This window comes from Pseudomonas sp. S4_EA_1b, from assembly GCF_016307435.1.
In the GTDB taxonomy this organism is placed as follows: domain Bacteria; phylum Pseudomonadota; class Gammaproteobacteria; order Pseudomonadales; family Pseudomonadaceae; genus Aquipseudomonas; species Aquipseudomonas rhodesiae.
In genome coordinates this window covers 21,874-47,526 of record NZ_JAEILC010000046.1, presented here as the reverse complement: position 1 = coordinate 47,526, position 25,653 = coordinate 21,874, and the positions used below count along the sequence as shown (strand labels likewise).

Annotated in this window: 27 protein-coding genes and 1 tRNA gene; 20 read left to right on the top strand and 8 right to left on the bottom strand. The window is 60.9% G+C overall.

The window, feature by feature from the left end:
* The first annotated feature begins 24 nt into the window (after window positions 1–24).
* The gene (locus tag YA0848_RS16470) at window positions 25–2,118 is read left to right on the top strand and encodes a TonB-dependent siderophore receptor (protein ID WP_269835997.1); all 2,094 of its coding nucleotides are present in this window, start codon (window positions 25–27) and stop codon (window positions 2,116–2,118) included.
* A 5-nt stretch (window positions 2,119–2,123) separates the two neighbouring features.
* Here YA0848_RS16470 and hemH read toward each other — a convergent pair whose 3' ends face one another.
* Both hemH and YA0848_RS16460 read right to left on the bottom strand, forming a co-directional pair.
* The gene (gene hemH / locus YA0848_RS16465) at window positions 2,124–3,149 is read right to left on the bottom strand and encodes a ferrochelatase (RefSeq protein ID WP_034095803.1); all 1,026 of its coding nucleotides are present in this window, start codon (window positions 3,147–3,149) and stop codon (window positions 2,124–2,126) included.
* 14 nt (window positions 3,150–3,163) lie between these two features.
* Window positions 3,164–4,063, bottom strand: coding sequence for a TIGR01777 family oxidoreductase (locus YA0848_RS16460; RefSeq protein WP_184316436.1), 900 nt, complete (start codon window positions 4,061–4,063; stop codon window positions 3,164–3,166).
* A 198-nt stretch (window positions 4,064–4,261) separates the two neighbouring features.
* On the opposite strand from YA0848_RS16460, the gene YA0848_RS16455 reads away from it, so the two are divergent.
* From YA0848_RS16455 to YA0848_RS16400, 12 genes are all read left to right on the top strand, one after another.
* Window positions 4,262–5,248 carry an NAD(P)/FAD-dependent oxidoreductase gene (locus tag YA0848_RS16455; protein WP_034095801.1) on the top strand — a complete coding sequence of 329 codons (987 nt, stop codon included), beginning with the start codon at window positions 4,262–4,264 and terminating at the stop codon, window positions 5,246–5,248.
* Window positions 5,245–5,460: a TIGR02450 family Trp-rich protein gene (locus YA0848_RS16450; protein ID WP_034095800.1), complete on the top strand. Its 216-nt coding sequence runs from the start codon at window positions 5,245–5,247 to the stop codon at window positions 5,458–5,460. The genes YA0848_RS16455 and YA0848_RS16450 overlap by 4 nt, the downstream gene beginning before the upstream one ends.
* 112 nt (window positions 5,461–5,572) lie before the next feature.
* Entirely contained in the window at window positions 5,573–6,532 is a 960-nt protein-coding gene (locus YA0848_RS16445; protein WP_034095799.1) for a YbgA family protein, read from the top strand.
* 15 nt (window positions 6,533–6,547) lie between these two features.
* The gene (locus YA0848_RS16440; protein WP_034095798.1) at window positions 6,548–7,477 is read left to right on the top strand and encodes a MerR family transcriptional regulator; all 930 of its coding nucleotides are present in this window, start codon (window positions 6,548–6,550) and stop codon (window positions 7,475–7,477) included.
* Window positions 7,478–8,923, top strand: a complete 1,446-nt coding sequence (gene phrB, locus YA0848_RS16435) for a deoxyribodipyrimidine photo-lyase (RefSeq protein WP_169903782.1) — start codon at window positions 7,478–7,480, stop codon at window positions 8,921–8,923.
* A complete protein-coding gene (locus YA0848_RS16430) occupies window positions 8,916–9,338 on the top strand; it encodes a nuclear transport factor 2 family protein (RefSeq protein ID WP_034111696.1) in 423 nt (140 codons plus the stop codon). The genes phrB and YA0848_RS16430 overlap by 8 nt, the downstream gene beginning before the upstream one ends.
* Window positions 9,335–10,117, top strand: a complete 783-nt coding sequence (locus YA0848_RS16425) for an SDR family NAD(P)-dependent oxidoreductase (protein WP_034095795.1) — start codon at window positions 9,335–9,337, stop codon at window positions 10,115–10,117. The genes YA0848_RS16430 and YA0848_RS16425 overlap by 4 nt, the downstream gene beginning before the upstream one ends.
* Entirely contained in the window at window positions 10,114–11,361 is a 1,248-nt protein-coding gene (locus YA0848_RS16420; RefSeq protein WP_169903781.1) for an NAD(P)/FAD-dependent oxidoreductase, read from the top strand. Before YA0848_RS16425 ends, YA0848_RS16420 begins: the two co-directional genes overlap by 4 nt.
* The gene (locus YA0848_RS16415; RefSeq protein WP_034095793.1) at window positions 11,358–12,167 is read left to right on the top strand and encodes a DUF1365 domain-containing protein; all 810 of its coding nucleotides are present in this window, start codon (window positions 11,358–11,360) and stop codon (window positions 12,165–12,167) included. Before YA0848_RS16420 ends, YA0848_RS16415 begins: the two co-directional genes overlap by 4 nt.
* Window positions 12,154–13,425 carry an SAM-dependent methyltransferase gene (locus YA0848_RS16410; RefSeq protein WP_184316434.1) on the top strand — a complete coding sequence of 424 codons (1,272 nt, stop codon included), beginning with the start codon at window positions 12,154–12,156 and terminating at the stop codon, window positions 13,423–13,425. Before YA0848_RS16415 ends, YA0848_RS16410 begins: the two co-directional genes overlap by 14 nt.
* Window positions 13,418–13,897, top strand: coding sequence for a DUF2878 domain-containing protein (locus YA0848_RS16405; protein WP_169903780.1), 480 nt, complete (start codon window positions 13,418–13,420; stop codon window positions 13,895–13,897). The genes YA0848_RS16410 and YA0848_RS16405 overlap by 8 nt, the downstream gene beginning before the upstream one ends.
* 54 nt (window positions 13,898–13,951) lie before the next feature.
* On the top strand, window positions 13,952–14,257 hold the full coding sequence (locus YA0848_RS16400) for a YkgJ family cysteine cluster protein (RefSeq protein WP_034111692.1): 306 nt from the start codon (window positions 13,952–13,954) through the stop codon (window positions 14,255–14,257).
* A gap of 53 nt (window positions 14,258–14,310) precedes the next feature.
* Here YA0848_RS16400 and YA0848_RS16395 read toward each other — a convergent pair whose 3' ends face one another.
* The 6 genes from YA0848_RS16395 to hemA all read right to left on the bottom strand — a co-directional run bounded on the left by YA0848_RS16395 (window position 14,311) and on the right by hemA (window position 19,676).
* On the bottom strand, window positions 14,311–14,829 hold the full coding sequence (locus tag YA0848_RS16395) for an acyloxyacyl hydrolase (RefSeq protein ID WP_034111690.1): 519 nt from the start codon (window positions 14,827–14,829) through the stop codon (window positions 14,311–14,313).
* 111 nt (window positions 14,830–14,940) lie between these two features.
* Window positions 14,941–15,735, bottom strand: coding sequence for a glutamate racemase (murI, locus tag YA0848_RS16390; protein WP_169903779.1), 795 nt, complete (start codon window positions 15,733–15,735; stop codon window positions 14,941–14,943).
* Window positions 15,728–16,483 carry a molybdopterin-synthase adenylyltransferase MoeB gene (locus YA0848_RS16385; RefSeq protein WP_169903778.1) on the bottom strand — a complete coding sequence of 252 codons (756 nt, stop codon included), beginning with the start codon at window positions 16,481–16,483 and terminating at the stop codon, window positions 15,728–15,730. Before YA0848_RS16385 ends, murI begins: the two co-directional genes overlap by 8 nt.
* The gene (gene prmC / locus YA0848_RS16380) at window positions 16,477–17,307 is read right to left on the bottom strand and encodes a peptide chain release factor N(5)-glutamine methyltransferase (RefSeq protein WP_034095787.1); all 831 of its coding nucleotides are present in this window, start codon (window positions 17,305–17,307) and stop codon (window positions 16,477–16,479) included. Before prmC ends, YA0848_RS16385 begins: the two co-directional genes overlap by 7 nt.
* Window positions 17,308–18,390 carry a peptide chain release factor 1 gene (gene prfA / locus YA0848_RS16375; protein ID WP_169903777.1) on the bottom strand — a complete coding sequence of 361 codons (1,083 nt, stop codon included), beginning with the start codon at window positions 18,388–18,390 and terminating at the stop codon, window positions 17,308–17,310.
* Window positions 18,387–19,676, bottom strand: coding sequence for a glutamyl-tRNA reductase (gene hemA, locus YA0848_RS16370; protein WP_034095785.1), 1,290 nt, complete (start codon window positions 19,674–19,676; stop codon window positions 18,387–18,389). The genes prfA and hemA overlap by 4 nt, the downstream gene beginning before the upstream one ends.
* Before the next feature lie 183 nt (window positions 19,677–19,859).
* Here hemA and YA0848_RS16365 point away from each other — a divergent pair, with 183 nt between their 5' ends.
* The 7 genes from YA0848_RS16365 (at window position 19,860) to pth (ending at window position 25,645) form a co-directional block, all read left to right on the top strand.
* On the top strand, window positions 19,860–21,584 hold the full coding sequence (locus tag YA0848_RS16365) for a tetratricopeptide repeat protein (protein WP_034095784.1): 1,725 nt from the start codon (window positions 19,860–19,862) through the stop codon (window positions 21,582–21,584).
* Between the two features lie 4 nt (window positions 21,585–21,588).
* On the top strand, window positions 21,589–22,206 hold the full coding sequence (gene lolB / locus YA0848_RS16360) for a lipoprotein insertase outer membrane protein LolB (RefSeq protein WP_099313228.1): 618 nt from the start codon (window positions 21,589–21,591) through the stop codon (window positions 22,204–22,206).
* Window positions 22,207–22,255: 49 nt separating this feature from the next.
* A complete protein-coding gene (gene ispE / locus YA0848_RS16355) occupies window positions 22,256–23,059 on the top strand; it encodes a 4-(cytidine 5'-diphospho)-2-C-methyl-D-erythritol kinase (RefSeq protein ID WP_221440389.1) in 804 nt (267 codons plus the stop codon).
* Window positions 23,060–23,096: 37 nt separating this feature from the next.
* Window positions 23,097–23,171 (top strand) — tRNA-Gln (locus tag YA0848_RS16350).
* A 46-nt stretch (window positions 23,172–23,217) separates the two neighbouring features.
* Complete coding sequence (locus tag YA0848_RS16345) at window positions 23,218–24,159, top strand: ribose-phosphate pyrophosphokinase (protein WP_003171603.1); 942 nt, start codon at window positions 23,218–23,220, stop codon at window positions 24,157–24,159.
* Between the two features lie 137 nt (window positions 24,160–24,296).
* On the top strand, window positions 24,297–24,893 hold the full coding sequence (locus YA0848_RS16340) for a 50S ribosomal protein L25/general stress protein Ctc (protein ID WP_034095781.1): 597 nt from the start codon (window positions 24,297–24,299) through the stop codon (window positions 24,891–24,893).
* Window positions 24,894–25,060: 167 nt separating this feature from the next.
* The gene (pth, locus tag YA0848_RS16335) at window positions 25,061–25,645 is read left to right on the top strand and encodes an aminoacyl-tRNA hydrolase (RefSeq protein ID WP_034095780.1); all 585 of its coding nucleotides are present in this window, start codon (window positions 25,061–25,063) and stop codon (window positions 25,643–25,645) included.
* Window positions 25,646–25,653 lie beyond the last annotated feature (8 nt).

Genomic DNA, 25,653 nt, shown 5'->3' with positions numbered 1-25,653 from the left:
ATTAAATCATTGGAACGCTCTCTCATGCCGTCTCGAAAAATCGCTCCCATGGCCGGTCTGGCCCTGGGATTGCTGCTGGACCCTGCCTTCGCCGAAGACAACCGCCTGGAACTGGAAGCTATCAGCGTCACGACCGACGCTTATGAATCCGCCACCGGCCCGGTCACGGGCTACCGCGCCACCCGATCCGCCAGCGCGACCAAAACCGACACGGCCCTGCGTGACATCCCACAGTCCATCAGCGTGATTCCCGCCACGGTGCTCAAAGACCTGGGCAGTACCAACGTGGAACGCGCGCTGGAATTCGCCGGCGGGGTGTCCAAGCAAAACAACTTCGGCGGCCTGACCCTGTACGAATACAGCGTGCGCGGTTTCACCACCTCGGAGTTCTACCAGGATGGCTTCAGCGCCAACCGTGGCTACCCGAGCACGCCGGACACCGCCAATATCGAACGCATCGAGGTGCTCAAGGGCCCTGCCGCCAGCCTCTACGGGCGCGGCGATCCCGGCGGCACGGTGAATATCGTCACCAAAAAACCTCAACCCGAGGCCTTCACCACCCTGCAAGCCAGCGCAGGCAGTTGGGATCGTTATCGCACCGCACTGGACGTCAACACCCCACTAGCCAGCGAAGGCAACGTGCTGTCGAGGGTCAACCTGGCGGTGGAAGACAACCACAGTTTCCGCGATCACGTCGGCAGCAAGCGGGTGTTTGTCGCGCCGTCGTTCAGCTGGCAATTGGACCCGGATACCACCCTGCTGGTGGAAAGTGAATTCGTGCGCCACAGCTCTACCTTCGACCGCGGCATCGTCGACGCTCCCGGCGTATCGCGCCGCACGTTCCTCGGCGAGCCCAACGACGGCGATATCGACAACCACAACAACCGCCTGCAAGCGACCCTCGAACATCACCTCAACGACGCCTGGAAACTGCGCCTGGCCAGCCACTACAAACAAGGCAGCCTATGGGGCGATGCTTCGGAAAACCGGGCGCTGAATGCCGGCGGTCATACCCTCAATCGCCGTTACCGCGAACGCTCCATGGGCTGGCATGACAGCATTACCCAGCTGGAACTGCGTGGCCTGTTCGACATCGGCAGTTGGCAGCACGAATTGCTGGTGGGCACCGAATACGAGGACTACCGCAAGAGCGAACGCGTGACTGCGATCGCGGGCAGCTACCCCATAGACCTCTACAATCCGGTCTACGGCCAACCCAAACCCAATGGCGCTCGCTCCGGCACTGACTTCTTCGAGCAGACTAAAAGCCACGCGTTGAACCTGCAGGACCAGATCATCTTCACCGAGCGCTTGCGCGGCATGATTGGCGCGCGCTTCGAGCACTTCGAACAAACCCTCGACGACTTCACTCGTAACGCCCCAACCAGTCGACAAACCCACGACGCCCTCACCCAGCGCGCCGGGCTGCTTTATCAGCTCACGCCCGAGGTCGGCGTGTTCGCCAACGCTTCAACCTCGTTCAAGCCCAATAGCGGCCTGGACGCCACGGGTAAAACCTTCAAGCCTGAAGAAGGCGTGGGTTATGAAGTGGGGATCAAGAGCGAACTGTACGACGACCGCCTCAGCGCCACCCTGGCCGCGTTCCATATCGAAAAGGAAAACGTGCTGGCCCTGGACCCGGCCACCAATACCAACCGCGCCATGGGCAAGGCTCGCAGCCAGGGTTTCGACCTGCAGCTGAGCGGGCAAGTGACCGACGCGGTGCGCGTGATCGGCGCCTTGGCCTATATCGACGCCGAAGTGACCAAGGGTGACAAAACAATTCCCACGGGCAGCCGCATTCTCGGCGTGGCCAAGCGCAGCGGCAGTCTATTAGGTGTGTATGAATTCCAGGACGGCGCCTTGCGCGGCTCGGATATGGGCGCAGCGTTCACCTATGTGGGGGATCGCTCGGGTGAGGCCGGCGGTAGCTTTGAACTGCCCGCCTACCACACCGTCGATTTGCTGGCCCATTACAAGGCAACGCAAAACGTGACGGTGGGCCTGAACCTCAACAACCTGTTCGATGAAAAGTACTACGAGCGCTCCTACAGCAATTACTGGGTCAACCCCGGCGAACCGCGCAACCTCACGGTCAGCCTGACCCTCAATCTGTAACGCGCCTACAGTTGCTGCGGCGCGCGCTCGCACAGGGTATTGAGCGCCGCCGCCCACTGCGGGTCATCGTTCAGGCACGGCACCAATATCAGGTCCTCGCCCCCGGCTTCGCGGAATTGCTCGCGGCCGCGGTCGCCGATTTCCTCCAGGGTCTCAATGCAATCGGCGACGAACGCCGGGCACATCACCAGCAGTTTTTTCACACCTTGCTGGGCCAGCGCCTCCAGGCGGGCCTCGGTGTAGGGTTCGATCCATTTCGCGCGACCCAGCCGCGACTGGAACGCCACCGACCACTTACCGTCGGGCAAGCCCAGCCGCGCAGCGAAATCACGGGCGACACTGAAGCACTGTGCGCGATAGCAGGTGGCGAGCACCTCAGGCGAGGCATTCTTGCAGCAGTCGGCATCCTTGAAGCAATGCTGGCCGGTGGGGTCGAGCTTGGTCAGGTGGCGCTCGGGCAAGCCGTGGAAACTCAGCAGCAGGTGATCGTAATCCTGTTCCACATAGCGGCGCGCGCTCGCCGCCAATGCGTCGATGTACTCCGGCTGATCGTAGAACGGCTGCAGGATCGAAAACTGCACAGCCAGTTTCTTATCACGCACCACGCGCTGGGCCTCTTCGATCACCGTGGTCACGGTGCTGTCGGCAAACTGCGGGTACAACGGCGCCAGCGTGACTTTGCGGATGCCCTGGGCGGCAAGGCGCGTCAGGGTGGTTTCCAGGGAGGGCTCGCCGTAACGCATCGCCAACTCCACCGGGCCTTGGGTCCACTGCGCGGTCATTTGCGCTTGCAGGCGACGGCTGAGCACCACCAACGGCGAGCCCTCGTCCCACCAGATCGATGCATAGGCATGGGCCGACTGCTCTGGGCGCTTGATCAGGATCAGCGACACCAGCAGGCGTCGCACCGGCCATGGCAAGTCGATCACATAAGGGTCCATCAAAAACTGATTGAGGTAGCTGCGCACATCGGCCACCGAAGTGGACGCCGGTGAACCCAGGTTGACCAGTAACAACGCGTGATCCGTCATGCAACATCCTATCTCTAGAGGCGGGTGGACAAGTCGTCCAGAGCCGCGCGCAACTCAGTGAACTGGAAAGTGAAACCGGCCGCCAGCAAACGTTCCGGTACGGCCTTCTGGCCGCCCAACAACAACCCCGACAACTCGCCCAGCCCCACCTTCAACGCGAAGGCCGGCATGGGCATGAATGCCGGGCGATGCAACACTTGGCCCAGGGTCTTGGCGAACTCGCGGTTACGCACCGGGTGCGGCGCGCACGCATTATAAGGACCGTTGGCGTCTTGCTTGTGCAGAAGAAAATCAATCAGGGCAATTTGATCCTGGATATGCACCCACGGCATCCACTGCCGGCCATTGCCGATAGGCCCGCCCAGCCCCAGTTTGAACGGCAGCAGCAACCGCGACAAAAAGCCGCCCTCGGCAGCCAGTACCAGACCAGTGCGCACCAGTACCACGCGGATGCCCAGGGCTTCGGCGCGCTGGGCGGTTTCTTCCCAGGCGATGCACAGCTGGCTGGGGAAGTCGTCCTGCACCGGGCCACTGGCTTCGGTCAATTCGCGCTCGCCGCCGTCGCCGTACCAACCCACCGCCGAACCGGACAACAGCACTGCCGGTTTCTGCTCAAGGCCTTCGAGCCAGGCCAGCAAAGTTTCGGTAAGACTGATGCGGCTGCTCCACAACAGCGCCTTGCGCTTGTGAGTCCAGGGGCGGTCGGCGATGGGCGCGCCGGCCAGGTTGACCACCGCATCTACCGCGCCGATCACCTCTTCCAGGCGCGCAACGCCCAGTACTTGCGCGCCGCACAGCGACGCCACTTCCTCAGGATGACGGCTCCACACGGTCAGACGATGACCCTGGGCCAGCCAGTGTTGGCAGAGTTGGCGACCGATCAAGCCGGTACCGCCGGTCAGCAAAATATGCATGGGACGCTCCTCATGTAACGTTCGCCGCCGATCACTGGTCTATTTTATAAGCAGGGATCAATTCGAAGTCGGGCGTGGCGTAGGGTTAACCATAGGCCACGTCAACGGTTCAGGTACGCCAAAACTTATACCAAAAAACAATATTGTACAGCTATTGGTCTCGGCGTAGCCTGTACCCAACGGTAAATGAGGCCCACCATGACTCTACCCATCGCGATTATCGGTACCGGCATCGCCGGACTTTCCGCCGCCCGAGCGTTAAAAGAGGCCGGGCACCTTGTACAACTCTTCGATAAAAGCCGCGGCAGCGGCGGACGCATGTCCAGCAAACGCAGCGATGCCGGTGCGCTCGACATGGGCGCCCAGTACTTCACCGCCCGCGACCGGCGCTTCGCCACCGAGGTGCAACGCTGGCAGACGCAGGGCGTGGTCGATCAGTGGCAACCACAGCTTTATCAATTCAAGTCCGGCCAGCTCACCCCCTCACCCGATGAGCAGGTGCGCTGGGTCGGTACACCGCGTATGAGTGCGATCACCCGCGCATTGCTGGATGATTTGCCGGTGCAATTCGGCTGCCGCATCACCGAGGTGTTCCAAGGCAAACATCATTGGAACCTGCAGGACGCCGACGGCGGCAATCACGGGCCGTTCAGCCATGTCATCATCGCCACGCCCGCGCCCCAGGCCACTGCCCTGCTGGCAGCCGCGCCCAAACTGGCGGGCGTCGCCGCCGGTGTGAAAATGGACCCTACCTGGGCCGTGGCCCTGGCCTTCGACACCCCGCTGGACACCCCAATGGAGGGCTGCTTCGTACAGGACAGCCCCCTCGACTGGCTGGCGCGCAACCGCAGCAAGCCCGGGCGCGACACCACCCTCGACACCTGGGTGCTGCACGCCACCAGCGCGTGGAGCAAGGCTCATCTGGACCTGTCCAAAGAAGCGGTCACCGAATACCTGCACGGCGCGTTCGCCGAACTGCTGCACAGCGCCATGCCCGCGCCGTCGTTCAGCTTGGCGCATCGCTGGCTGTACGCGCGACCGTCCAGCGCCCATGAATTCGGCGTGCTCGCCGATGCCGACCTAGGCTTGTACGTATGCGGTGACTGGTGCTTGTCCGGCCGTGTGGAAGGCGCCTGGCTCAGCGGGCAAGAAGCAGCGCGACGGCTGATCGAGCATCTGCAATGAACCGCATCAACCCGGCCAAATTGCTGCTGTCGAAGTGGACAGCAGCACACCCCCAAAACAAGGAAAAGCATTTTCTGGTCACCGAACTGTTTTGTGACGAAGAAGGCACCGTGTTGGAAATCGAGCTGCAAGCGGTCATGACGCGCCGGGGTGAACGCCTGCCGTGGCAAACCCTGCAAGACGCCGGGGCGTGGAAAATCGGCTGGCAATAATCTCAGCGCAAAAACTTATACAAATGATTTGACTTGTACAGCATCAAACCTATGATGAGATTTAGTTGTACAGGCACTCTTGTTTGTATAGGAATTTTGCAGAGGTTTGCTCATGTCCAGCATCACCAAACCGAAGATCGCCATCAGCGCCTGCCTGCTGGGCGAGAACGTGCGCTTCAATGGCGGACATAAACAATCCCTGCTCTGTTGCCAGACCCTGGCCGATTATTTCGACTTTGTGCCGCTGTGCCCGGAAGTCGCCATCGGCCTGGGCATCCCCCGTGAACCGATCCGTCTGGTGGGCGACCCTGCCCAGCCGCAAGCCGTCGGCACGGTGAACCGTGCCCTCAACGTGACCCAGCCGCTGGACGATTACGGCCGGCAGATGGCGCGCGAGCATACCGACCTGTGCGGTTACATCTTTATGCAGAAGTCCCCGTCCTGTGGCCTGGAGCGGGTCAAGGTGTATCGCGAGAACGGCACACCGGTGGATGGCGGCGGTCGCGGCATCTATGCCCAGGCGTTTTGCGCGCGCCACCCCAACTTGCCGGTGGAAGAAGACGGTCGCTTGAATGACCCGGTCCTGCGGGAAAACTTCCTCACCCGCGTATTCGTCTATGCCAGCTGGCAAGCACTGCTGGCCGAAGGTTTGAGCCGTCATCGCTTGCTGGCCTTTCATTCTCGGTACAAGTACTTGCTGATGGCTCACAGCCCGCAGCACTACAAAAGCCTCGGTCACCTGTTGGGCACGATGGATAAAAGTACCGAGCTGGATGAGCTGGCCAGCGTTTACTTCACTGAGCTGATGACCGGCCTGAAAAAATGCGCCACCCGCGGCACCCACAGCAATGTGCTGCAGCACATCAGCGGCTACCTGAAACAGGTGATCAGCGCCGACGACAAACAGGAAATGCAGACCGTCATCGGCCAATACCGCCACGGCATCGTGCCGCTGGTGGTGCCGCTGACGTTGCTCAAGCACCACTTTCGTCAACACCCGGACCGCTACATTGCGCAGCAGGCGTACTTGCAGCCGCACCCGGAAAATCTCAGCCTGCGAAATGCGATCTAACCCATGAAAAGCGTCATGAACGCCGTCCTCCAAGACGAACCCGGCGAAGACATCGCCCAAGCCCTTGAAGACGGCTGGCTGCCGATCCGTGAAGTGGCGCGCCAGACCGGCGTCAACGCCGTAACCCTGCGCGCCTGGGAACGCCGTTACGGTTTGATCGTGCCGCAGCGCACGCCCAAGGGACATCGGCTCTTCAGTGCCGAGCATGTGCAACGTATCCACGCCATCCTGACCTGGCTTAACCGCGGCGTGCCCGTCAGCCAGGTGAAAAACCTGATCGACTCCGCCCAGATCACCCCCGACAGCGCTGCCAACGAATGGCAGAGTCTGCGCCAGACATTGGTGCAGGCCATCAGCGACTTGGCCGAGCGCCGGGTCGACGATGCCTTTAACCAGGCCATGGCGCTGTACCCGCCGCGCACCTTGTGCGAGCAACTGCTGCTACCGCTGATCCAGGAACTGGAGCAACGCTGGCAGGGCCAGTTCGGCGCGCAGATGGAGCGGGTGTTTTTCCTGTCGTGGCTGCGTAGCAAGTTTGGCGCGCGCATTTACCACAACAATCGGCAATTGCACGGTGCGCCGCTGCTGCTGATCAACCAGTCCGACTTGCAGCTGGAGCCGCATCTGTGGCTCAGCGCCTGGCTGGCCAGCAGCGCCGATTGCCCGGTGGAAGTGTTCGACTGGCCGCTGCCGGCCGGCGAATTGGCCCTGGCGGTGGAGCACCTCAAACCGCGCGCCGTGCTGCTGTATTCGAGCAAAGCCTTGCAACTGCCGGCCTTCGCCAAACTACTGGGCGGTGTTGATTGCCCGACACTGCTGGTCGGCCCCACGGTGAGCATTCATCAGGCCGAGCTGGCGTTATTGAGCCATGACCTTGCGGATCTGTCCCTCGCCGAAGACCCGTTGTCGGCCCACCAGCTTATGCTCCAGCGTGGACTCGTCTAAATGCACCTGATCTGGCTGCGCACCGACTTGCGCATTCACGACAATACCGCCCTGGCCGCTGCGAGCCAGCGCGGCCCGCTGGCAGCGGTGTACCTGATCACGCCCGAACAATGGCTGGCCCACGATGACGCGCCGTGCAAAGTGGATTTCTGGCTGCGTAACCTGCGGCACTTGAGCCGGTCCTTGGGCGAACTCAACATCCCGTTGCTGATCCGCACCGCCGCCACCTGGGACCAGGTACCCGCCGTGCTCCGCCAATTGTGCGGCGAGTTGGGCGTGGCGTCGGTGCACGTCAACGAGGAATACGGCATTCATGAAAGCCGCCGAGATGCGGCGGTGGCCACGGCGCTGGAAGCCGATGGGGTGACCTTCCACAGCTACCTGGATCAATTGTTTTTCCAACCCGGCAGTGTGCTGACCAAAAGCGGCACGTATTTCCAGGTGTTCAGTCAGTTCCGCAAAGTCTGCTACACCCGTCTGCACAGCGCCCTGCCGCACCTGGTGAGCACGCCCAAGGCCCAGGCAAAACTGGCGATCAAAAGCGACGCCGTGCCAGCCACCGTCGATGGCTTCGAACCGCCGAGCGAACACCTACGCGCCCTCTGGCCTGCCGGTGAAGACGAAGCCCGACGCCGCCTGGAAACCTTCGCCGATGCGCAGATCAGCTATTACAAGGACGAGCGCGATTTCCCGGCCAAACCCGGCACCAGCCAGTTGTCTGCCTACCTGGCCGCCGGCGTGGTCTCGCCGCGCCAATGCTTGCACGCGGCGCTGCAAACCAATCAGGGCGAGTTCGAAAGCGGCGATATCGGGGCGATCACCTGGATCAACGAACTGCTGTGGCGTGAGTTCTACAAACACATTCTGGTGGGCTACCCTCGGGTGTCCCGTCACCGCGCCTTCCGCCCCGAAACCGAAGCCGTGGCCTGGCGCGATGCGCCCAAGGACCTGGCGGCCTGGCAAGAGGCGCGCACCGGTCTGCCGATCATCGACGCGGCGATGCGCCAGTTGCTTGAAACCGGCTGGATGCATAACCGCCTGCGCATGGTGGTGGCGATGTTCCTGACCAAGAATCTGTTGATCGATTGGCGCGAAGGCGAACGGTTCTTCATGCGCCATCTGATCGACGGCGACTTGGCCGCCAATAATGGCGGCTGGCAGTGGAGCTCTTCCACCGGCACCGACTCGGCGCCGTACTTCCGGATTTTCAGCCCGCTGAGCCAATCGGAAAAATTCGACAGCGAAGGCGTGTTCATCAAGCACTGGCTGCCGGAACTGGCCGGACTGAATAAAAAGGAAGTCCACAACCCCGACGCGGTTGGCGGACTGTTTGGCGTGGCGGATTACCCGCGCGCCATTGTCGATTTGAAAAAATCCCGCGAGCGCGCCCTGGCGGCGTTCCGCAGTCTGCCGTCGCGCGAAGCGGTAGGAGGTGCCCATGAGTGATTTCCTGCGCCGTTTCGCCCAGACCTTCGCCACCCTGGACAAGCACAACCTGCACTTGCTCGACAGTCTGTACAGCAAGGACATCACCTTCACCGATCCGCTTCACGAAGTGCACGGCTTGACCGCGCTGCACCGCTATTTCGAGTCGCTGTACGGCAACGTCAGCCAGTTACGCTTCGATTTCCACGGTTTCGATCAGGTCGCCGAGGGCGAAGGCTACCTGCGCTGGAAAATGAGCTTCTGCCACCCGCGCCTGGCCAATGGCAAGGTCATCCGCGTGGAAGGCTGCTCACACCTGATGTGGCGTGAAACGGTGTACCGCCATCGGGATTATTTCGATGCCGGGGCACTGCTGTACGAACACCTGCCCGTGTTGGGCAAGGTGATCAGCTGGCTGAAAAGGAGAGTGGGATGAACGCAGTGACGCCTCGTCGTTATTGGCTGACTGGCGCCAGCAGTGGCATCGGCGCCGCGCTGGCCGTGGAGCTGCTCAACAGCGGCGCCCAGGTGGCCTTGAGCTCGCGCACCAAAGAGCCGCTGGAGGCGTTGGCGCAGCGTTACCCTGGCCAAGTGCTGGTGGTGGCCGGCGACCTGACCAACAGCCAGACTGTGCGCGAAATCGGCGAGCACATCGCTCAGGTATGGGGTGCGCTGGACACAGTGATCCTCAACGCCGGCACGTGCGAATACGTGGACGCCCGCCAGTTCGACTCATCGATCATCGAGCACGTCGTGCGCACCAACCTGCTGGCCAGCAGTTATTGCATCGAAGCCGCCCTGCCGTTGCTGCGCGCCGGGCTCACGCCGCACCTGGTGGGCGTCGCCAGCGCCGTGACTTACCTGCCAATGCCACGTGCCGAGGCGTACGGTGCGTCCAAGGCCGGCCTGCGCTACTTGTTCGAATCGCTGCGCATCAGCCTGTCGCCGGAGAACATCGACGTTACCGTGATCAGCCCAGGCTTTGTCGACACGCCCCTGACCGAACGCAACGACTTCCCGATGCCCCTGAGCTGGCCCGCCGACAAAGCCGCGCGGCATATCTTCGCCAAGCTGAGCAAGCGTCCGTTGGAGATCGCCTTCCCCGCGCTGTTTATCGCCACCTTGTGGCCGTTGTCGAAACTGCCCAACCGCGCGCAATTGATCATCGGCAAACGCATGTTGCGCAGCCCACCGCCGAAGAAGGACGACCTGTGAAGATCGCCATTATCGGCAGCGGTATCGCCGGGCTGACCAGCGCCTATCTGCTCAGCCGCCGTCACGATATAACCCTGTTCGAAGCGGGCGACCGCATCGGCGGGCATACCCATACGGTCAACGTGACGGTGGAGGGCCAACCCTACGCGGTGGACACCGGTTTTATCGTGTTCAACGACTGGACCTACCCCAACTTCATTCGGTTACTGGGGCAGATCGGCGTGGCGTTCAAACCCACCGAGATGAGTTTTTCGGTGTGCGACGAGCGCACCCGGTTCGAGTACAACGGCAACAACCTCAACAGCCTGTTCGCCCAGCGCCGCAATATCCTCTCGCCAGGCTTCTGGGGCATGTTGCGCGACATCCTGCGCTTCAACCGCCAGGCTCCGCTGGATCTGCAAGAACAACGGATCAGCGCCGATATGACCCTGGGCGACTACCTCACTGCCGGCGGTTACGGTGAGCGCTTCGTGCGCCACTACATCGTGCCGATGGGGGCAGCGATCTGGTCGATGTCACTGGCGGACATGTTGGGGTTTCCGTTGCAGTTCTTTGTACGGTTCTTCAAGAACCACGGCTTGTTGTCGGTGAACAATCGCCCGCAATGGTGCGTGATCGAAGGCGGCTCCAGCGCTTATATCGAACCGCTGACGCGCGGTTTTCGTGAGCGGATCCGCCTGAACTGCCCTGTGCATAAAGTCGAACGCAACGAGGACGGTGTGGTTATCTACAGCGCGGCCGGTAGCGAGACGTTCGACCGAGTGGTGTTCGCCTGCCATAGCGATCAAGCCCTGGCGTTACTCGGCGACCCGAGCCAGGCCGAGCAGGAGATCCTCGGCGCCCTGCCCTACGCCGACAACGACGTAGTGCTGCACACCGACACGCGCCTGCTGCCCGACCGCAGGCTGGCCTGGGCCAGTTGGAACTACCGGCTGACCGGCGACAGTCAGGCCCAGGCCGCCGTAACCTACGACATGAACATCCTGCAAGGCATCGACAGCACCACGACCTTTTGCGTGAGCCTCAACCAGACGGCGGTGATCAACCCGCTGAAGATCCTCGCGCGCTTTACCTACGCCCACCCGCAATACAGCCTGGCCGCCGTTGCCGCCCAGCAGCGCTGGGAAGAACTGAACGGCGCCCGACATACCCATTATTGCGGTGCCTATTGGGCCAACGGGTTCCACGAAGACGGCGTGGTCAGCGCCCTGCGCGTGGCGCAAACCTTCGGAGAGACCCTGTGAACAGCGCCCTGTACAGCGGCTGGATTGCCCACCGCCGGTTTGCGCCCAAGGCTCATGCCTTTCGCTACCGCATCGGCCTGCTGTACCTGGATTTGAGCGAAGAAGACCAAGTGCTCGGGCTCTCGCCCCTGGCCGGGCGTAGCCGCCTGGCGCCCTTCGGTTTTCGCCAGCAGGACTACCTGCGTGAGTTGACCGGCCACGGTATGAGCCTGAGCGATGCCGTGCGCCAGGAAGTCGGCAAGGCGCTGGGGCGCACACCCCAGGGCGTTATCTGCCTACTGACCCAGGCTCGCAGTTGGGGCCTGGCTTTTAATCCGGTGAGTTTCTTCTACTGTTTCGAGGCCGATGGGCAATTGGCCGCGATCCTGTGTGAAGTAACCAACACCCCTTGGCGCGAACGCTACCACTACGTGCTGCCGGCCCAGGCACTGGGCGCGGACGAGCACCAGCATTTCGCCGTGGCCAAGGCGTTCCATGTATCGCCGTTCCTGCCGCGGGACCTGGAATACCGCATGAGCTTCAGCCCGCCCGCCGAGCGGCTTGGCGTGCATATGGCCGACTGGCAGGGCGAGCTGAAAGTCTTCGACGCCACCCTGAGCCTGCACAAAGAGGCGCTGACCCGCGCCAGTCTGCACCGCTACCTGGGACGTTTTCCGTGGATGACCGCCAAGACCTGCCTGGCCATTTACTGGCAGGCCCTGCGCCTGTTGCTCAAACGCACACCGATTTTCTCCCACCGGGCCGCCGATGGCGCCTCTCGCACCGCCGTCGGGTATACCAAGGAACATCGCCATGAAATCCCCTAGCTTATCGGTCAAGGCCAGCCGCCTGAACGTCAACGGCATGACCACCGCGCTGCTGCGCAAGGGTGTGCTGCGTCAACTCAGCCAATTGCGCCATGGCCAGTTGGTGGTGATCGAGGACGGTGAACGCCAAGTGGTCGGCGCACGGGAAGCGCACCTGTTGGGGGAAATCCAGATCGTCGATCCGGCCGTGTGGGGCCTGGTGGCGGCCAACGGTTCGATCGGCGCCGGCGAAGCGTTTATCCATGGCTACTGGACCAGCCCGGACCTGACCGCCGTGGTGCGGGTGATGGTCAGCAACCTGGACGTACTCGACGCGCTGGAAGGTGGCTTGGCCCGCCTCGCCCGCCCGCTGACTCAGAGCCTGCACTGGCTCAACCGTAATACGCGCGAGGGCTCGCAAAAAAACATCGCCGCCCACTACGACCTGGGCAATGAGCTGTTCGAACAATTCCTCGACCCAACCATGATGTACTCGGCGGCGCAATTTCTGACGGCCGACGACACCCTGGAACAGGCGCAACTGAACAAACTGGAGCGTATCTGCCAGAAGCTTGCCCTCAAACCCAGCGACCATTTGCTGGAGATCGGCACCGGCTGGGGCAGCATGGCGCTGTATGCCGCGCAGCACTATGGCTGCAAGGTCACCACCACGACCCTGTCCAAAGAACAATTTGCGTACACCGAACAACGCATCCAGGCGTTGGGCCTGCAAGATCAGGTCACCCTGCTGCTAAGGGATTATCGCGATCTCACGGGCGAGTACGACAAACTGGTGTCCATCGAGATGATCGAGGCTGTGGGTCATCGCTTTCTGCCCACCTACTTCAAGCAATGTGCACAGTTGCTCAAGCGCGACGGCCTGATGTTGCTGCAAGCCATCACCATCCGCGAACAGCGTTTCGAGCAAGCCAAACGCAGCGTGGATTTTATCCAGCGCTACATCTTCCCCGGCGGCGCCCTGCCCTCGGTGCAGAACATGCTGCAGATCGTCAGCCGCGACACCGATATGAACTTGCTGCACATGGAAGACTTCGGTCTGCACTACGCAAAAACCCTGCGCCTGTGGCATGAGAATTTTCGCCGCGCCCATGGCCGCCTGACGGAACTGGGCTACGACGAGTACTTCCTGCGGCTGTGGGAGTTCTACCTGTGCTACTGCGAAGGTGGCTTTATGGAGCGCACCATCGGCACCGCTCAGTTGCTGCTGGCCAAACCGGCGGCGATCAACCCTCCGCTCCTCGGCCGTTTCAATGCTTAAAAACCTGGCCAACGCCGCGCTGTTCCAGTCCGGCTGGTTTGCCTGCGTGCTGGGCGGCGACGGCCCCTGGTTGCTGATTGGCGTGGCGGTGCTGGCCGTTCATCTGCTGTGGATAAGTTCTTGGGCCAAGGATGGCGCGCTGATCATTGGCGTGACTGTGGCGGGCACGCTGCTGGACACGTTACTGCGAGCGCTGGGTGTGTTTCAGTTCAGCGAACCGGGGCCGTTGATCCCGTTTTGGCTGATGCTGCTGTGGGCGCTGCTGGCCACCACGTTGCGTCATTGCCTGGCATGGAGCGCACGCCCCTGGTGGCGAGCCGCCGTATTAGGCGCAGTGGGCGGGCCGCTGTCGTATTACGCCGGCAGCCAGTTGGCAGGCGTGGAATTCGGCTTTGACGTGGCGCCCACGCTGATCGGGCTGGCGCTGCTGTGGGCAGTGGTTTTTGTCGGGCTGCATCGATTGGCGCGCTGACGTCTGTCAGACCTTTCACACCCGAGACTCGCCCATGCCTTACACTGCGCGCCTATGACCAACATCCCCCACATCCAAATCGCTGAACCCGCCGTCACCTGCTCTACGTGTGCGGCGTGCTGCTGCCAGCTGGAAGTCATGCTGATTACCGATACGGGCGTGCCTGAGCGCTATATCGACACAGACGATTGGGGCGGTGAAGTGATGCTGCGCCTGGACGACGGCTGGTGTGCGGCGCTGGATCGGGACACGATGATGTGTACGATTTACGAGCGGCGCCCGCTGATTTGTCGGGAATTCGAGATGGGCGCACCGGAGTGCCTGGAAGAACGCCAGGGAATTGCGACGGCGTATATCTGATCGCAATGCGGGAGGGCACAAGCCGCCCCCGCAGCGTTTTGCAATGCGGGTGATTACAACGGCATGGTGTAGTGCAGCGCGTAGCTCTCTACCCCATCGTTGTTGCTGCTGATACCGGCGTTGGAATAATGGGTGGCGCGAATGCCCACTTCATGCCCGCCGGTAAAACGCAGCCCGAAACCCAAACGGTCTTCGAACTGAAAAGCCTGGCCGATGTTGTTGTCTTCCAGCTTGGTACGGGAGAACACCGCAACGCCGATGCCGGCCTCAATGTACGGTTTGACCGATTGCCCGGCAAATTCGTACACAAACACCGGTGAGAACGACAGACTGCTGGCGCCTGCGCGGTCATCACCTTCCCAGTACGTGTAAGCACCGCTCCAGTAACCGGTCAGGCGACCTACATCGCTTTGCATCCAACTCTTATCCCAATCCGAAGTCAGCCCCAGGCGGTATGTCAACGTCGAATCGCTGGTGGCCCCCAGACCGAATTCGAGGCCGGCGGCCTGCGCCGAAAACGAGTGTCCTACAACGGCGGCCGCAATCGCAGCCAAACAGAACAAGCGCTTCATTAAACGTTCCTTCCGAACAAGTTTGTATGGTGTTTTGTACAAGCAATCTCGCTATAGAAGCCTGCGCAGAGTCAGAAGTTCAGCTTCTAATCACGAAATTTCACGAAATTTTCACGAGGCGAAGCTTCGCACGATTCCGGGATGTTTCCATAGTGTCGGTAGGATATTTCTTAGGTGAGACAGATCGCCGCTGGTCCAGAACTGCGCGGGAGCAGGTTTCCGGTCGGCCAACAGGTCGCGCTCGCCCAATAAGCGCTTGAGCTGCCGTGCCACTGCGGCGCCAGTATCGATGAGGATGACGCTCGGCGGCAGCATTTGCGCCAGCATCGGTTTAAGGAAGGGGTAGTGGGTACAACCGAGGATGATGGTGTCGCAACCGGCACTGAGCAGGGGGTCGACGTAGCCCTGTAACAACTGGCGCAGGGCCGGGCTGCTCAGGTCGCCGGTTTCAATCAGTTCCACCAAGCCCGGGCATGGCTGGGTAACTACGCGCACGTCGGTGGCAAAACGGTCGAGCAGCGCCGCGAACTTGGCGCTTTGCAGGGTGCCGGTGGTGGCGAGCACGCCGACCACGCCACTGCGGGTCGCGGCGGCAGCGGGTTTGACGGCGGGCTCCATGCCCACCAGCGGCCAATCGGGGTAGTCCAGACGCAGGTCGGCGACGGCGGCCACCGTCGCCGTGTTGCAGGCAATTACGAATGCTTTGGCGCCCTGCTCGCGGAAAAACGCCGCCACCCGCCGCGAACGCTCGCGAATAAAGGCCGGAGTTTTCTCGCCATAAGGGATATGCCCGCAATCGGCGACGTAGAGCAGCGACTCGTGGGGCAGTAGTTGCTGGATTTCCTCCAGCACCGACAGGCCACCGACACCGGAATCGAACACACCGATCGGCGCATCCTTACCCATGGCGAGTCCCGCAGACACTGCAGCCAGGGTCGCGCTTGACCCGCAGCTCGCGGAAACGCGTGGTCAAGGCATCGATCAGCAATAAACGCCCGACCAACGGCTCGCCAAAACCGGCCAACACCTTCAGGGCCTCCAGGGCTTGCAGGCTGCCGACCAAGCCCACCAGCGGCCCGACGACACCGGCTTCGCTACAGGTCAATTCGGCGTCGCTGCCGTGCCCATATAAACAGTGGTAGCACGGGCTGTCGGCGCGACGGGGGTCAAACACTGACAATTGCCCTTCCAGACGAATCGCAGCGCCGCTGATCAACGGCTTCGCGGCGGCGACACAGGCGGCATTGACCGCCTCGCGGGTAGAGAAGTTGTCACTGCAATCGAGCACCACATCCACTTGAGCCACGGCTGCGGCCAGCGAATCGGCATCCAGCGCGGTGCGATGGGGCACCAGTTGGATGTCGGGGTTGATCGCGCTCAAGCGACGCATGGCCGAGTCGACTTTGGTCTGCCCGACGCTGTCGGTGTCATGGATGATCTGGCGTTGCAAGTTGGTCAAGTCGACCGTGTCGAAATCCGCCAAATGCAACTGGCCAACGCCCGCAGCGGCCAGGTACAGCGCTACCGGCGCGCCCAGACCGCCAAGGCCGACTATCAGGGCACGGCCGTTTTTGAGGCGCAATTGCCCGTCAATGTCGACATGCTGCAACAGAATCTGTCGGCTATAGCGCAACAGCTCCTGATCGGTCAGCACGGCCGGCGCCCTAAGGTGATACGTTCGTGCCCGCCAAGGTCGACGCGGCTGTGCACTTGCTCAAAACCTTGGCTCTGCAACAGGTCGCGCACCGCAGGGGCTTGATCGTAACCGTGCTCCAACAGCAACCAGCCACCCGCATTCAGGTGGGCGGGCGCGTCCTGGATGATCAGACGCAGGTCATCCAAACCATCATGGCCCGCCACCAGGGCGCTGGCGGGCTCGAAACGCACGTCGCCGGCCACCAGATGCGGGTCGTTGTCGGCGATATACGGCGGGTTGCTGATGATCAGATCGTAGGAGTGCCCGTGCAGGGCGCTGAACCAATGGCTGTTGAGTACCGTGGCGTTATTCAAGTGCAGACGCTGGCGATTGCGCTCGGCCAGGGCCACCGCTTCCAGCACACGGTCGACCGCGGTCACTTGCCAGGCCGGTCGCTCGCTGGCCAGGGCCAGAGCAATCGCGCCGCTGCCGGTGCCCAGGTCAAGCACGCGGGCGGGCGTGGCCGGCAATAATTCCAGCGCCGCCTCCACCAGCATTTCGGTCTCGGGACGCGGGATCAGCGTGTGTGGCGCCACTTCAAGGTCGAGTTTCCAAAAGCCTTGCTGGCCGAGAATATAAGCCACCGGCTCGCCCGCGCGGCGGCGTTGCAGGTAGCCGGCAAACGTCAGCGCGTCTTCGCTACTGACGATTTTTTCCGGCCAGGTGTGCAGATAGCTGCGCGATTTACCCAGGGCCGCAGCCAGTAACAATTCGGCGTCCAGGCGCGCGGTGGGCGAATCCGGCAGGTCGGCGGCGCGCAACAGGCTGGCGATGATGGTCATTTATTCACCTATGGCCGCTAGTTGATCGGCCTGGTATTCGGCGAGCAACGGCTCGATCACCGCTTCAACGCCGCCGGCGAGGATTTCGTCCAGGGAATACAGGGTTAGGTTGATTCGGTGATCGGTCACTCGGCCCTGGGCGAAGTTGTACGTGCGAATGCGCTCGGAGCGGTCGCCCGAGCCCACCAGCAGCTTGCGCTCAGTGGCGATCGCATTGGCGGCGGCGCTGGTCTGCTGGTCATTGAGCTTGGCCGACAGCCAGGACATGGCACGCGCCCGGTTCTTGTGCTGGGAGCGCTCTTCCTGACATTCCACCACGATGCCCGACGGCAAGTGGGTGATACGGATCGCCGAGTCGGTCTTGTTGACGTGCTGGCCGCCGGCACCGGACGAACGATAGGTATCGATGCGCAAGTCGGCCGGGTTGATCTCGATGGCTTCCTGTTCATCCGGCTCGGGCAGCACGGCGACGGTGCAGGCCGAGGTGTGGATGCGGCCCTGGGACTCGGTGGCCGGCACCCGTTGCACACGGTGCGCGCCGGACTCGAACTTCAGCTTGCCGTAGACATTGTCGCCTTCGACGCGGGCGATGACTTCTTTAAAGCCACCGTGTTCGCCTTCGTTCTCCGACAGGATCTCCACACGCCAGCCGCGACGCTCAGCGTAGCGCGAGTACATACGGAACAGGTCGCCGGAGAAGATCGCCGCCTCGTCGCCACCGGTGCCGGCGCGGATTTCGAGGAACACGTTGCGTCCGTCGTTGGGGTCCTTGGGCAGCAGCATGCGTTGCAGGTCGCCTTCCAGCTCGGCGAGTTTTTCCTTGGCCTCGCGGACTTCTTCCACGGCCATTTCACGCATGTCCGGGTCGCTGTCCTTGAGCAGTGCCTGGGCGCCTTCAAGGTCGGCCTGCACTTTCAGCAGGTTCTTATAGGTGGCGACCACGGGCTCAACTTCGGCGTATTCCTTGGAATAGGCACGGAATTTGGCTTGATCGGCGATGACCTCGCCATCGCCGAGCAAGGCGGTCAGTTCTTCGAAACGGTCCTGGAGCACGTCCAGTTTATTGAGCAGTGACGCTTTCATTGCGGTTTTTTATCCGAAGAGCTGTCTGACGCGCCCTCTCCGAGGGCAAAAAGTTCCTGGGCCATGGCCAGCGCATCGAGGCGGCCTTCGGCGGTCAATTTCTTAAGTTGCACACTGGGTGCATGCAGCAATTTGTTGGTCAGGCCACGCGCCAACTGCATCAACACCTCTTCGGCGCTGCTGCCATTGGCCAGCAAACGCTGGGCCTTGATCAGTTCTTCGTCGCGCAGTCGTTCGCCCTGCTGACGATACGCCTTGAGCACGTCCACCGCCGCCAGTTCACGCAAGCGCACCATGAAATCTTCGGCGCCGGTGCTGACCATTTCCTCGGCGGCCTGGGCTGCGCCCTGACGAGTCTTGAGGTTTTCGGCGACCACTTCGTGCAGATCGTCGACGCTGTACAGATAAACATCGTCCAACTCGCCGACTTCGGGCTCGATATCCCGAGGAACGGCGATATCCACCATGAAAATCGGCTTGTGCTTGCGCAGCTTCAGCGCGCTCTCAACCGCGCCTTTGCCCAGGATCGGCAACTGGCTGGCGGTGGAGCTGATGACGATATCGCTGCGCACCAGTTCGGCCGGGATATCCGCCAGCAGCACCGCATGGGCGCCGAACTGTTCGGCCAGGATACTGGCGCGCTCCAAGGTACGGTTGGCCACCACGATACGCTTGACCCCCAGGTCGTGCAGGTGACGAGCGACCAGGGTGATGGTTTCCCCGGCGCCGATCAGCAGCGCCTGGCTGCGCTGCAGGTCACTGAAAATCTGCTTGGCCAGGCTGACGGCCGCGAACGCCACGGACACCGGGTTTTCGCCGATCGCCGTGTCGGTGCGCACCTGCTTGGCGGAATTGAACGTGGCCTGGAACAGCCGACCCAGCAACGGACCAACGGTGCCGGCTTCGCGCGCCACGGCGTAGGCGGATTTCATCTGGCCCAGGATCTGCGGTTCGCCCAACACCAGCGAATCGAGACCGGCCGCCACACGCATCATGTGACGAACTGCCGCATCCTCTTCATGCACATAAGCACTGGCGCGCAGCTCGTCGAGGCTCAAATGGTGATAATCGGCCAGCCAGCGCAGGACGACATCCGCAGAGAGATGTTCCTGTTCTATATAAAGCTCACTGCGATTGCAGGTCGAAAGGATCGCAGCTTCGCGACTGTCGGTGAGCCGGCAGAGCTGCTGCAAGGCTTCAACCAACTGCTCAGGCGTAAACGCCACGCGCTCGCGCACGTCTACAGAGGCAGTCTTGTGGTTAATACCGAGTGCGAGGAAGGCCATTCAATATCGCTGATGATGTCGGGAAGCCGGCGATTGTCCTACTTCGAAAGATTCAGAACAACCACCGTCGTCTATTGTCCCTATACCTTGTGCCTATAAAAGACACGCACTGAGACTCGGTTATGTTTGGCCGAAGGCTTGTGTCATGATGATCCGACCGCAGGTTAGTCGTCCTCTTCCTATATGAATAGATCTTCCGCGTTGCTCCTTGCTTTTGTCTTCCTCAGCGGCTGCCAGGCCATGGCCCCCGTGCAGCCGGACGGTACGCCGCCGACAGAAGACAGCACCCCCGCCCCTGAAAAGCCCAAGGTTTACTCATCGTTCAGCGAAGAAACGGTGTACAGCCTGCTGACCGCGGAGCTGGCCGGCCAGCGCAATCGCTTCGATATTGCGCTGGATAACTACGTGACCCAGGCCATCAATACGCAGGACCCGGGGATCTCCGAGCGCGCGTTTCGCATCGCCGAGTACTTGGGGGCCGATCAGGCGGCGCTGGACACGTCGCTGATCTGGGCGAAAAACGCCCCTGACGACTTGGAAGCACAACGGGCGGCGGCCATTCAGTTGGCGCGGGCCGGGCGCTATGACGACTCCATGGTGTATATGGAGAAAGTCCTGCAGGGCAAAGGTGACACCCATTTCGACTTCCTGGCGCTGTCGGCCGCCGACACCGACCAGGACACCCGCAATGGCCTGATGAACAGTTTCGACCGACTGCTACAGAAGCACCCGAAAAACAGCCAGCTGATTTTCGGCAAGGCCTTGCTGCTGCAACAGGATGACGAAGCCGAAGCAGCGCTGAAGCTGCTGGAACAAAACCCGCCGGATGAGGGGGAAATCGCTCCCATCCTGCTGCGCGCACGCTTGCTGCAGAATCTCAATCGCGGCAAGGAAGCGATTCCCTTGCTGGAAAAAAGCATCAAGAAATACCCGGAAGACAAGCGCCTGCGCCTGACTTACGCACGTATGCTGGTGGAGCAGGACCGCATGGAGGACGCCAAAGTGCAGTTCGCCAATCTGGTCCAGCAATATCCGGACGACGATGAACTGCGCTACTCCCTGGCCCTGGTATGCCTGGAAGCCAAAGCCTGGGACGAGGCCAAAGGGTACCTGGAAGAGCTGATCGCCCGGGAAAGCCATGTGGATTCCGCGCACCTGAACCTGGGCCGCATTGCCGAAGAGCGCAACGACCCACAGGCAGCCCTGCTCGAATACGCTCAGGTCGGCTCCGGTAACGATTACCTGCCGGCCCAACTGCGCCAGGCCGATATCCTGATGAGCAACGGCCGCACCGATGAGGCGGAAAAACGCCTGGCCGCCGCGCGGGATGCCGAGCCGGACTATGCCATCCAGTTGTACCTGATTCAGGCTGAGACCTTATCGGCCAATAGTCAGGGTGATCGCGCCTGGAAAGTGCTGCAACAAGCCTTGTTGCAATTCCCCGACGATTTGAACCTGCTGTACACCCGCGCCATGCAGGCGGAAAAACGCAATGATTTGGCGCAGATGGAAAAAGACCTGCGCCTGATCATCAAGCGCGACCCCGACAACGCCATGGCCCTCAACGCCCTGGGTTACACCTTGTCCGATCGCACCACCCGCTACGACGAGGCCAAGGCGCTGATCGAACAAGCGCACAAACTCAATCCGGAAGACCCGGCCGTCCTCGACAGCCTCGGTTGGGTGAATTACCGCCTGGGTAACCTGGATGAAGCCGAACGCTTGCTGCGCCAGGCGTTGGAGCGCTTTCCCGATCAGGAAGTCGCGGCCCATTTGGGCGAAGTGTTGTGGGCCAATGGCAAACAGCGCGAAGCCCGTCAAATCTGGGAAAAGTTCCTCAAGGAACAACCCGAAAGCCCCATCCTGCGCAGCACCATCAAGCGCCTGACCGGATCCGAGACCCTTTAAATTTATGTTTTTGCGCCACGTTATAGTGTTCAGTCTTATCGCCTTGCTCGCCGGTTGCGCGGGCTTTGGCGCCCGCGAATCCGTTGAAGGCCAGGGCAAACCGGCGCAATGGAAGCAGCACAAGAGCCAACTGGCCAGCATCGATGGCTGGCAGATCGAAGGCAAAGTCGGCGTACGCGCGCCGAAAGATTCCGGCAGCGGCACGCTGTTCTGGCTGCAACGCCAGGACTACTACGATATTCGCCTCTCGGGCCCACTGGGCCGAGGCGCGGCGCGGCTGACCGGGCGTCCGGGCCAGGTGAGCCTCGAAGTGGCCAACCAGGGGCGCTACGAAGCGACCTCCCCGGAAGCTCTGCTGGAAGAACAGATTGGCTGGAAACTGCCGGTGTCTCATCTGGTCTGGTGGGTGCGCGGTTTGCCCGCACCGGACAGCAAGAGTCGCCTGAGCCTTAACGGCGACAGTCGTCTGGCCACCCTTGAACAGGATGGCTGGCAGGTTGAGTACCTCAGTTACGTACAGCAGAACGGCTATTGGCTGCCCGAACGCATCAAGCTGCACGGCACGGACCTGGACGTCACGCTGGTGATCAAGGACTGGCAACCGCGCAAATTAGGGCAATAACGTGACCGCAGAAAAACTGACCCTGCCCTCTCCGGCCAAACTCAATTTGATGCTGCATATTCTCGGACGCCGTGAAGACGGCTACCACGAGCTGCAGACGCTGTTTCAATTTCTCGATTACGGCGACGAACTGACCTTCGCCGTACGCGACGACGGCGTGATCCAGTTGCATACCGAATTCGAAGGCGTGCCCCACGACAACAATCTGATTGTGCGGGCCGCGAAAAAACTCCAAGAGCAATCCGGCAGCTCACTGGGCATCGACATCTGGATCGATAAAATTTTGCCCATGGGCGGTGGGATCGGCGGTGGCAGCTCTAATGCCGCGACTACCCTGCTGGGCCTGAACCATTTATGGCAGCTCGGCTGGGACCCTGATCGCCTGGCTGCGCTGGGTCTGACGCTGGGGGCCGACGTCCCGGTTTTCGTACGCGGGCACGCGGCTTTTGCCGAAGGCGTAGGGGAAAAACTGACGCCTGTAGAGCCTGAAGAGCCATGGTACGTCGTGCTTGTCCCGCAAGTATCTGTAAGTACAGCAGAAATTTTTTCAGATCCGCTGTTGACACGTAACTCTCCTCCCATTAAAGTGCGCCCCGTTCCCAAGGGAAACAGTCGAAATGACTGCTTACCGGTTGTAGCAAGGCGTTATCCAGAGGTACGTAACGCTTTGAATTTGTTAGGTAAATTTACCGAAGCAAAATTAACCGGAACTGGAAGTTGTGTGTTTGGGGGCTTCCCAAACAAAGCTGAAGCTGATAAAGTCTCGGCCCTTCTTACAGAGACCCTTACAGGGTTTGTAGCAAAGGGAAGCAACGTTTCGATGTTGCATCGCAAGCTGCAAAGTCTGCTCTAAAAGGAATCGAGTACTGGGTACTCGTTGCAACAGATACAGGGGCGTCGCCAAGCGGTAAGGCAGCAGGTTTTGATCCTGCCATGCGTTGGTTCGAATCCAGCCGCCCCTGCCATTTTCCTATACTCATCCAGGTTACCCTCAGCCTCTAGGTACTGCGCGTGTCCAAGATGATGGTCTTTACGGGGAACGCTAACCCCGATCTGGCTCGACGTGTCGTACGTCAGCTGCATATCCCTCTCGGTGACATCTCTGTCGGTAAATTCTCCGACGGCGAAATTACAGCCGAGATCAATGAAAACGTCCGCGGTAAAGATGTCTTCATTATTCAGCCGACCTGCGCTCCGACCAACGATAACCTGATGGAACTCGTCGTGATGGCTGATGCCTTCCGCCGCTCCTCAGCGACTCGAATCACAGCTGTAATCCCTTACTTTGGTTATGCCCGTCAGGATCGCCGTCCGCGTTCCGCACGTGTGGCTATCAGCGCGAAAGTCGTGGCTGACATGCTGACCGTGGTAGGCATCGACCGTGTTCTCACGGTTGACCTGCACGCTGACCAAATCCAGGGGTTCTTCGATATTCCGGTAGATAACATCTACGGCTCCCCCGTTCTGGTGGATGACATCGAAGACCAGCGCTTTGAAAACCTGATGATCGTGTCCCCGGACATTGGTGGCGTCGTGCGTGCACGGGCTGTTGCCAAATCCCTGGGCGTGGACCTTGGGATCATCGACAAACGCCGTGAAAAAGCCAATCACTCTGAAGTGATGCATATCATTGGTGATGTCGAAGGGCGTACCTGTATTCTGGTTGATGACATGGTCGACACCGCCGGCACCCTGTGCCACGCGGCGAAAGCCTTGAAAGAGCACGGTGCGGCTAAAGTCTTCGCCTACTGCACACACCCTGTGCTGTCGGGCCGAGCGATCGAGAACATCGAGAATTCTGTGCTGGACGAACTGGTGGTGACCAACACCATCCCGTTGTCCGCCGCCGCTCAAGCCTGTGCGCGTATCCGTCAATTGGATATCGCACCGGTCGTTGCCGAGGCGGTTCGCCGTATCAGCAACGAAGAATCGATCAGCGCGATGTTCCGTTAAGGGTTACCCCTTCGTAGCAAAGCACTGACGAAAAGCGCCCCGCCCCAGCATTGTGTTGGGGCGGGGCTTTTTTGCCCATATCGAGTCTGGCGCTGGTCGCAAACGCCGCTCGATGATGGCTATTTTGGAGATACAAAATGACTGAATTTACTCTGAACGCTCAAGCGCGTACTGACCTGGGGAAAGGTGCGAGCCGCCGCCTGCGTCACGCCGCCAACATTCCTGCTGTTGTATACGGCGGTAGCAAGCCTGCTGAATCCGTGACCATCCTGGCCAAAGAAATCGCCAAGCTGTTCGAAAACGAAGCTGCCTACAGCCACGTTATCGAGCTGAACGTCGACGGCACCAAGCAGAACGTCATCGTTAAAGCAATGCAGCGTCACCCTTCCAAGCAGTTCATCATGCACGCCGACTTCGTTCGCGTTGTTGCTGGCCAGAAACTGACCGCTATCGTGCCTGTGCACTTTGTTGGTGAAGAAGCTCCGGTCAAGAAAGGCGGCGAGATCTCTCACGTCCTGAACGAAATCGAAGTGACCTGCCTGCCGAAAGACCTGCCTGAGTTCATCGAAGTCGATCTGTCGGCTCTGGAAATCGGCGCCATCGTTCACCTGTCCGACATCAAGGCACCAAAAGGCGTTGAGTTCGTTGCACTGGCTCACGGTGATGACAAAGCAGTTGCCAACGTACACGCTCCACGCGTTGCTCCAGAAGCTGAAGAAGGCGCTGCAGAGTAATTCACTCTGTCTTGCCGGAGCTTGAGGAAACATCGCGGACCGAAACGTAGCGAGAAAGCGGGCGATAACGCGGCGTTTACTCTTGAGTAAATGATCTTTGTCGTCCACTTTCGCCGCATGCAGGTCGCGGCGATGTTATCCACAACTCCAAAGGAAGGGCCCCTGTCGTGACTGCCATTAAACTGATCGTTGGCCTGGGAAATCCAGGCGCCGAATACGAACAGACCCGGCATAACGCGGGGGCCCTTTTTGTTGAGCGCATCGCCCACGCCCAAGGTGTAAACCTGGTGGCCGATCGCAAATATTTCGGCCTGACCGGACGCTTTTCGCATCAAGGTCAGGATGTTCGTCTGCTGATTCCCACCACTTACATGAACCGCAGCGGCCAGGCTGTCGCGGCGCTTGCGGGCTTCTTCCGGATCAAACCCGAAGAAATCCTGGTGGCCCATGACGAGCTGGACCTGCCACCCGGCGTCGCCAAGCTCAAACAGGGCGGCGGGCATGGTGGTCACAATGGCCTGCGCGACATCATCGCGCAGTTGGGCAATCAGAATACCTTTTACCGCCTGCGGCTCGGCATCGGCCATCCGGGCGTTGCCAGTATGGTTTCAAATTTCGTCCTGGGTCGTGCGCCACGCGCCGAACAGGAAAAACTCGATGCCAGCATCGATTTTGCCCTCGGCGTGCTGCCGGATATCCTCGCCGGTGAATGGAACCGTGCGATGAAAAACCTGCACAGCCAGAAGGCCTGACTCTTACC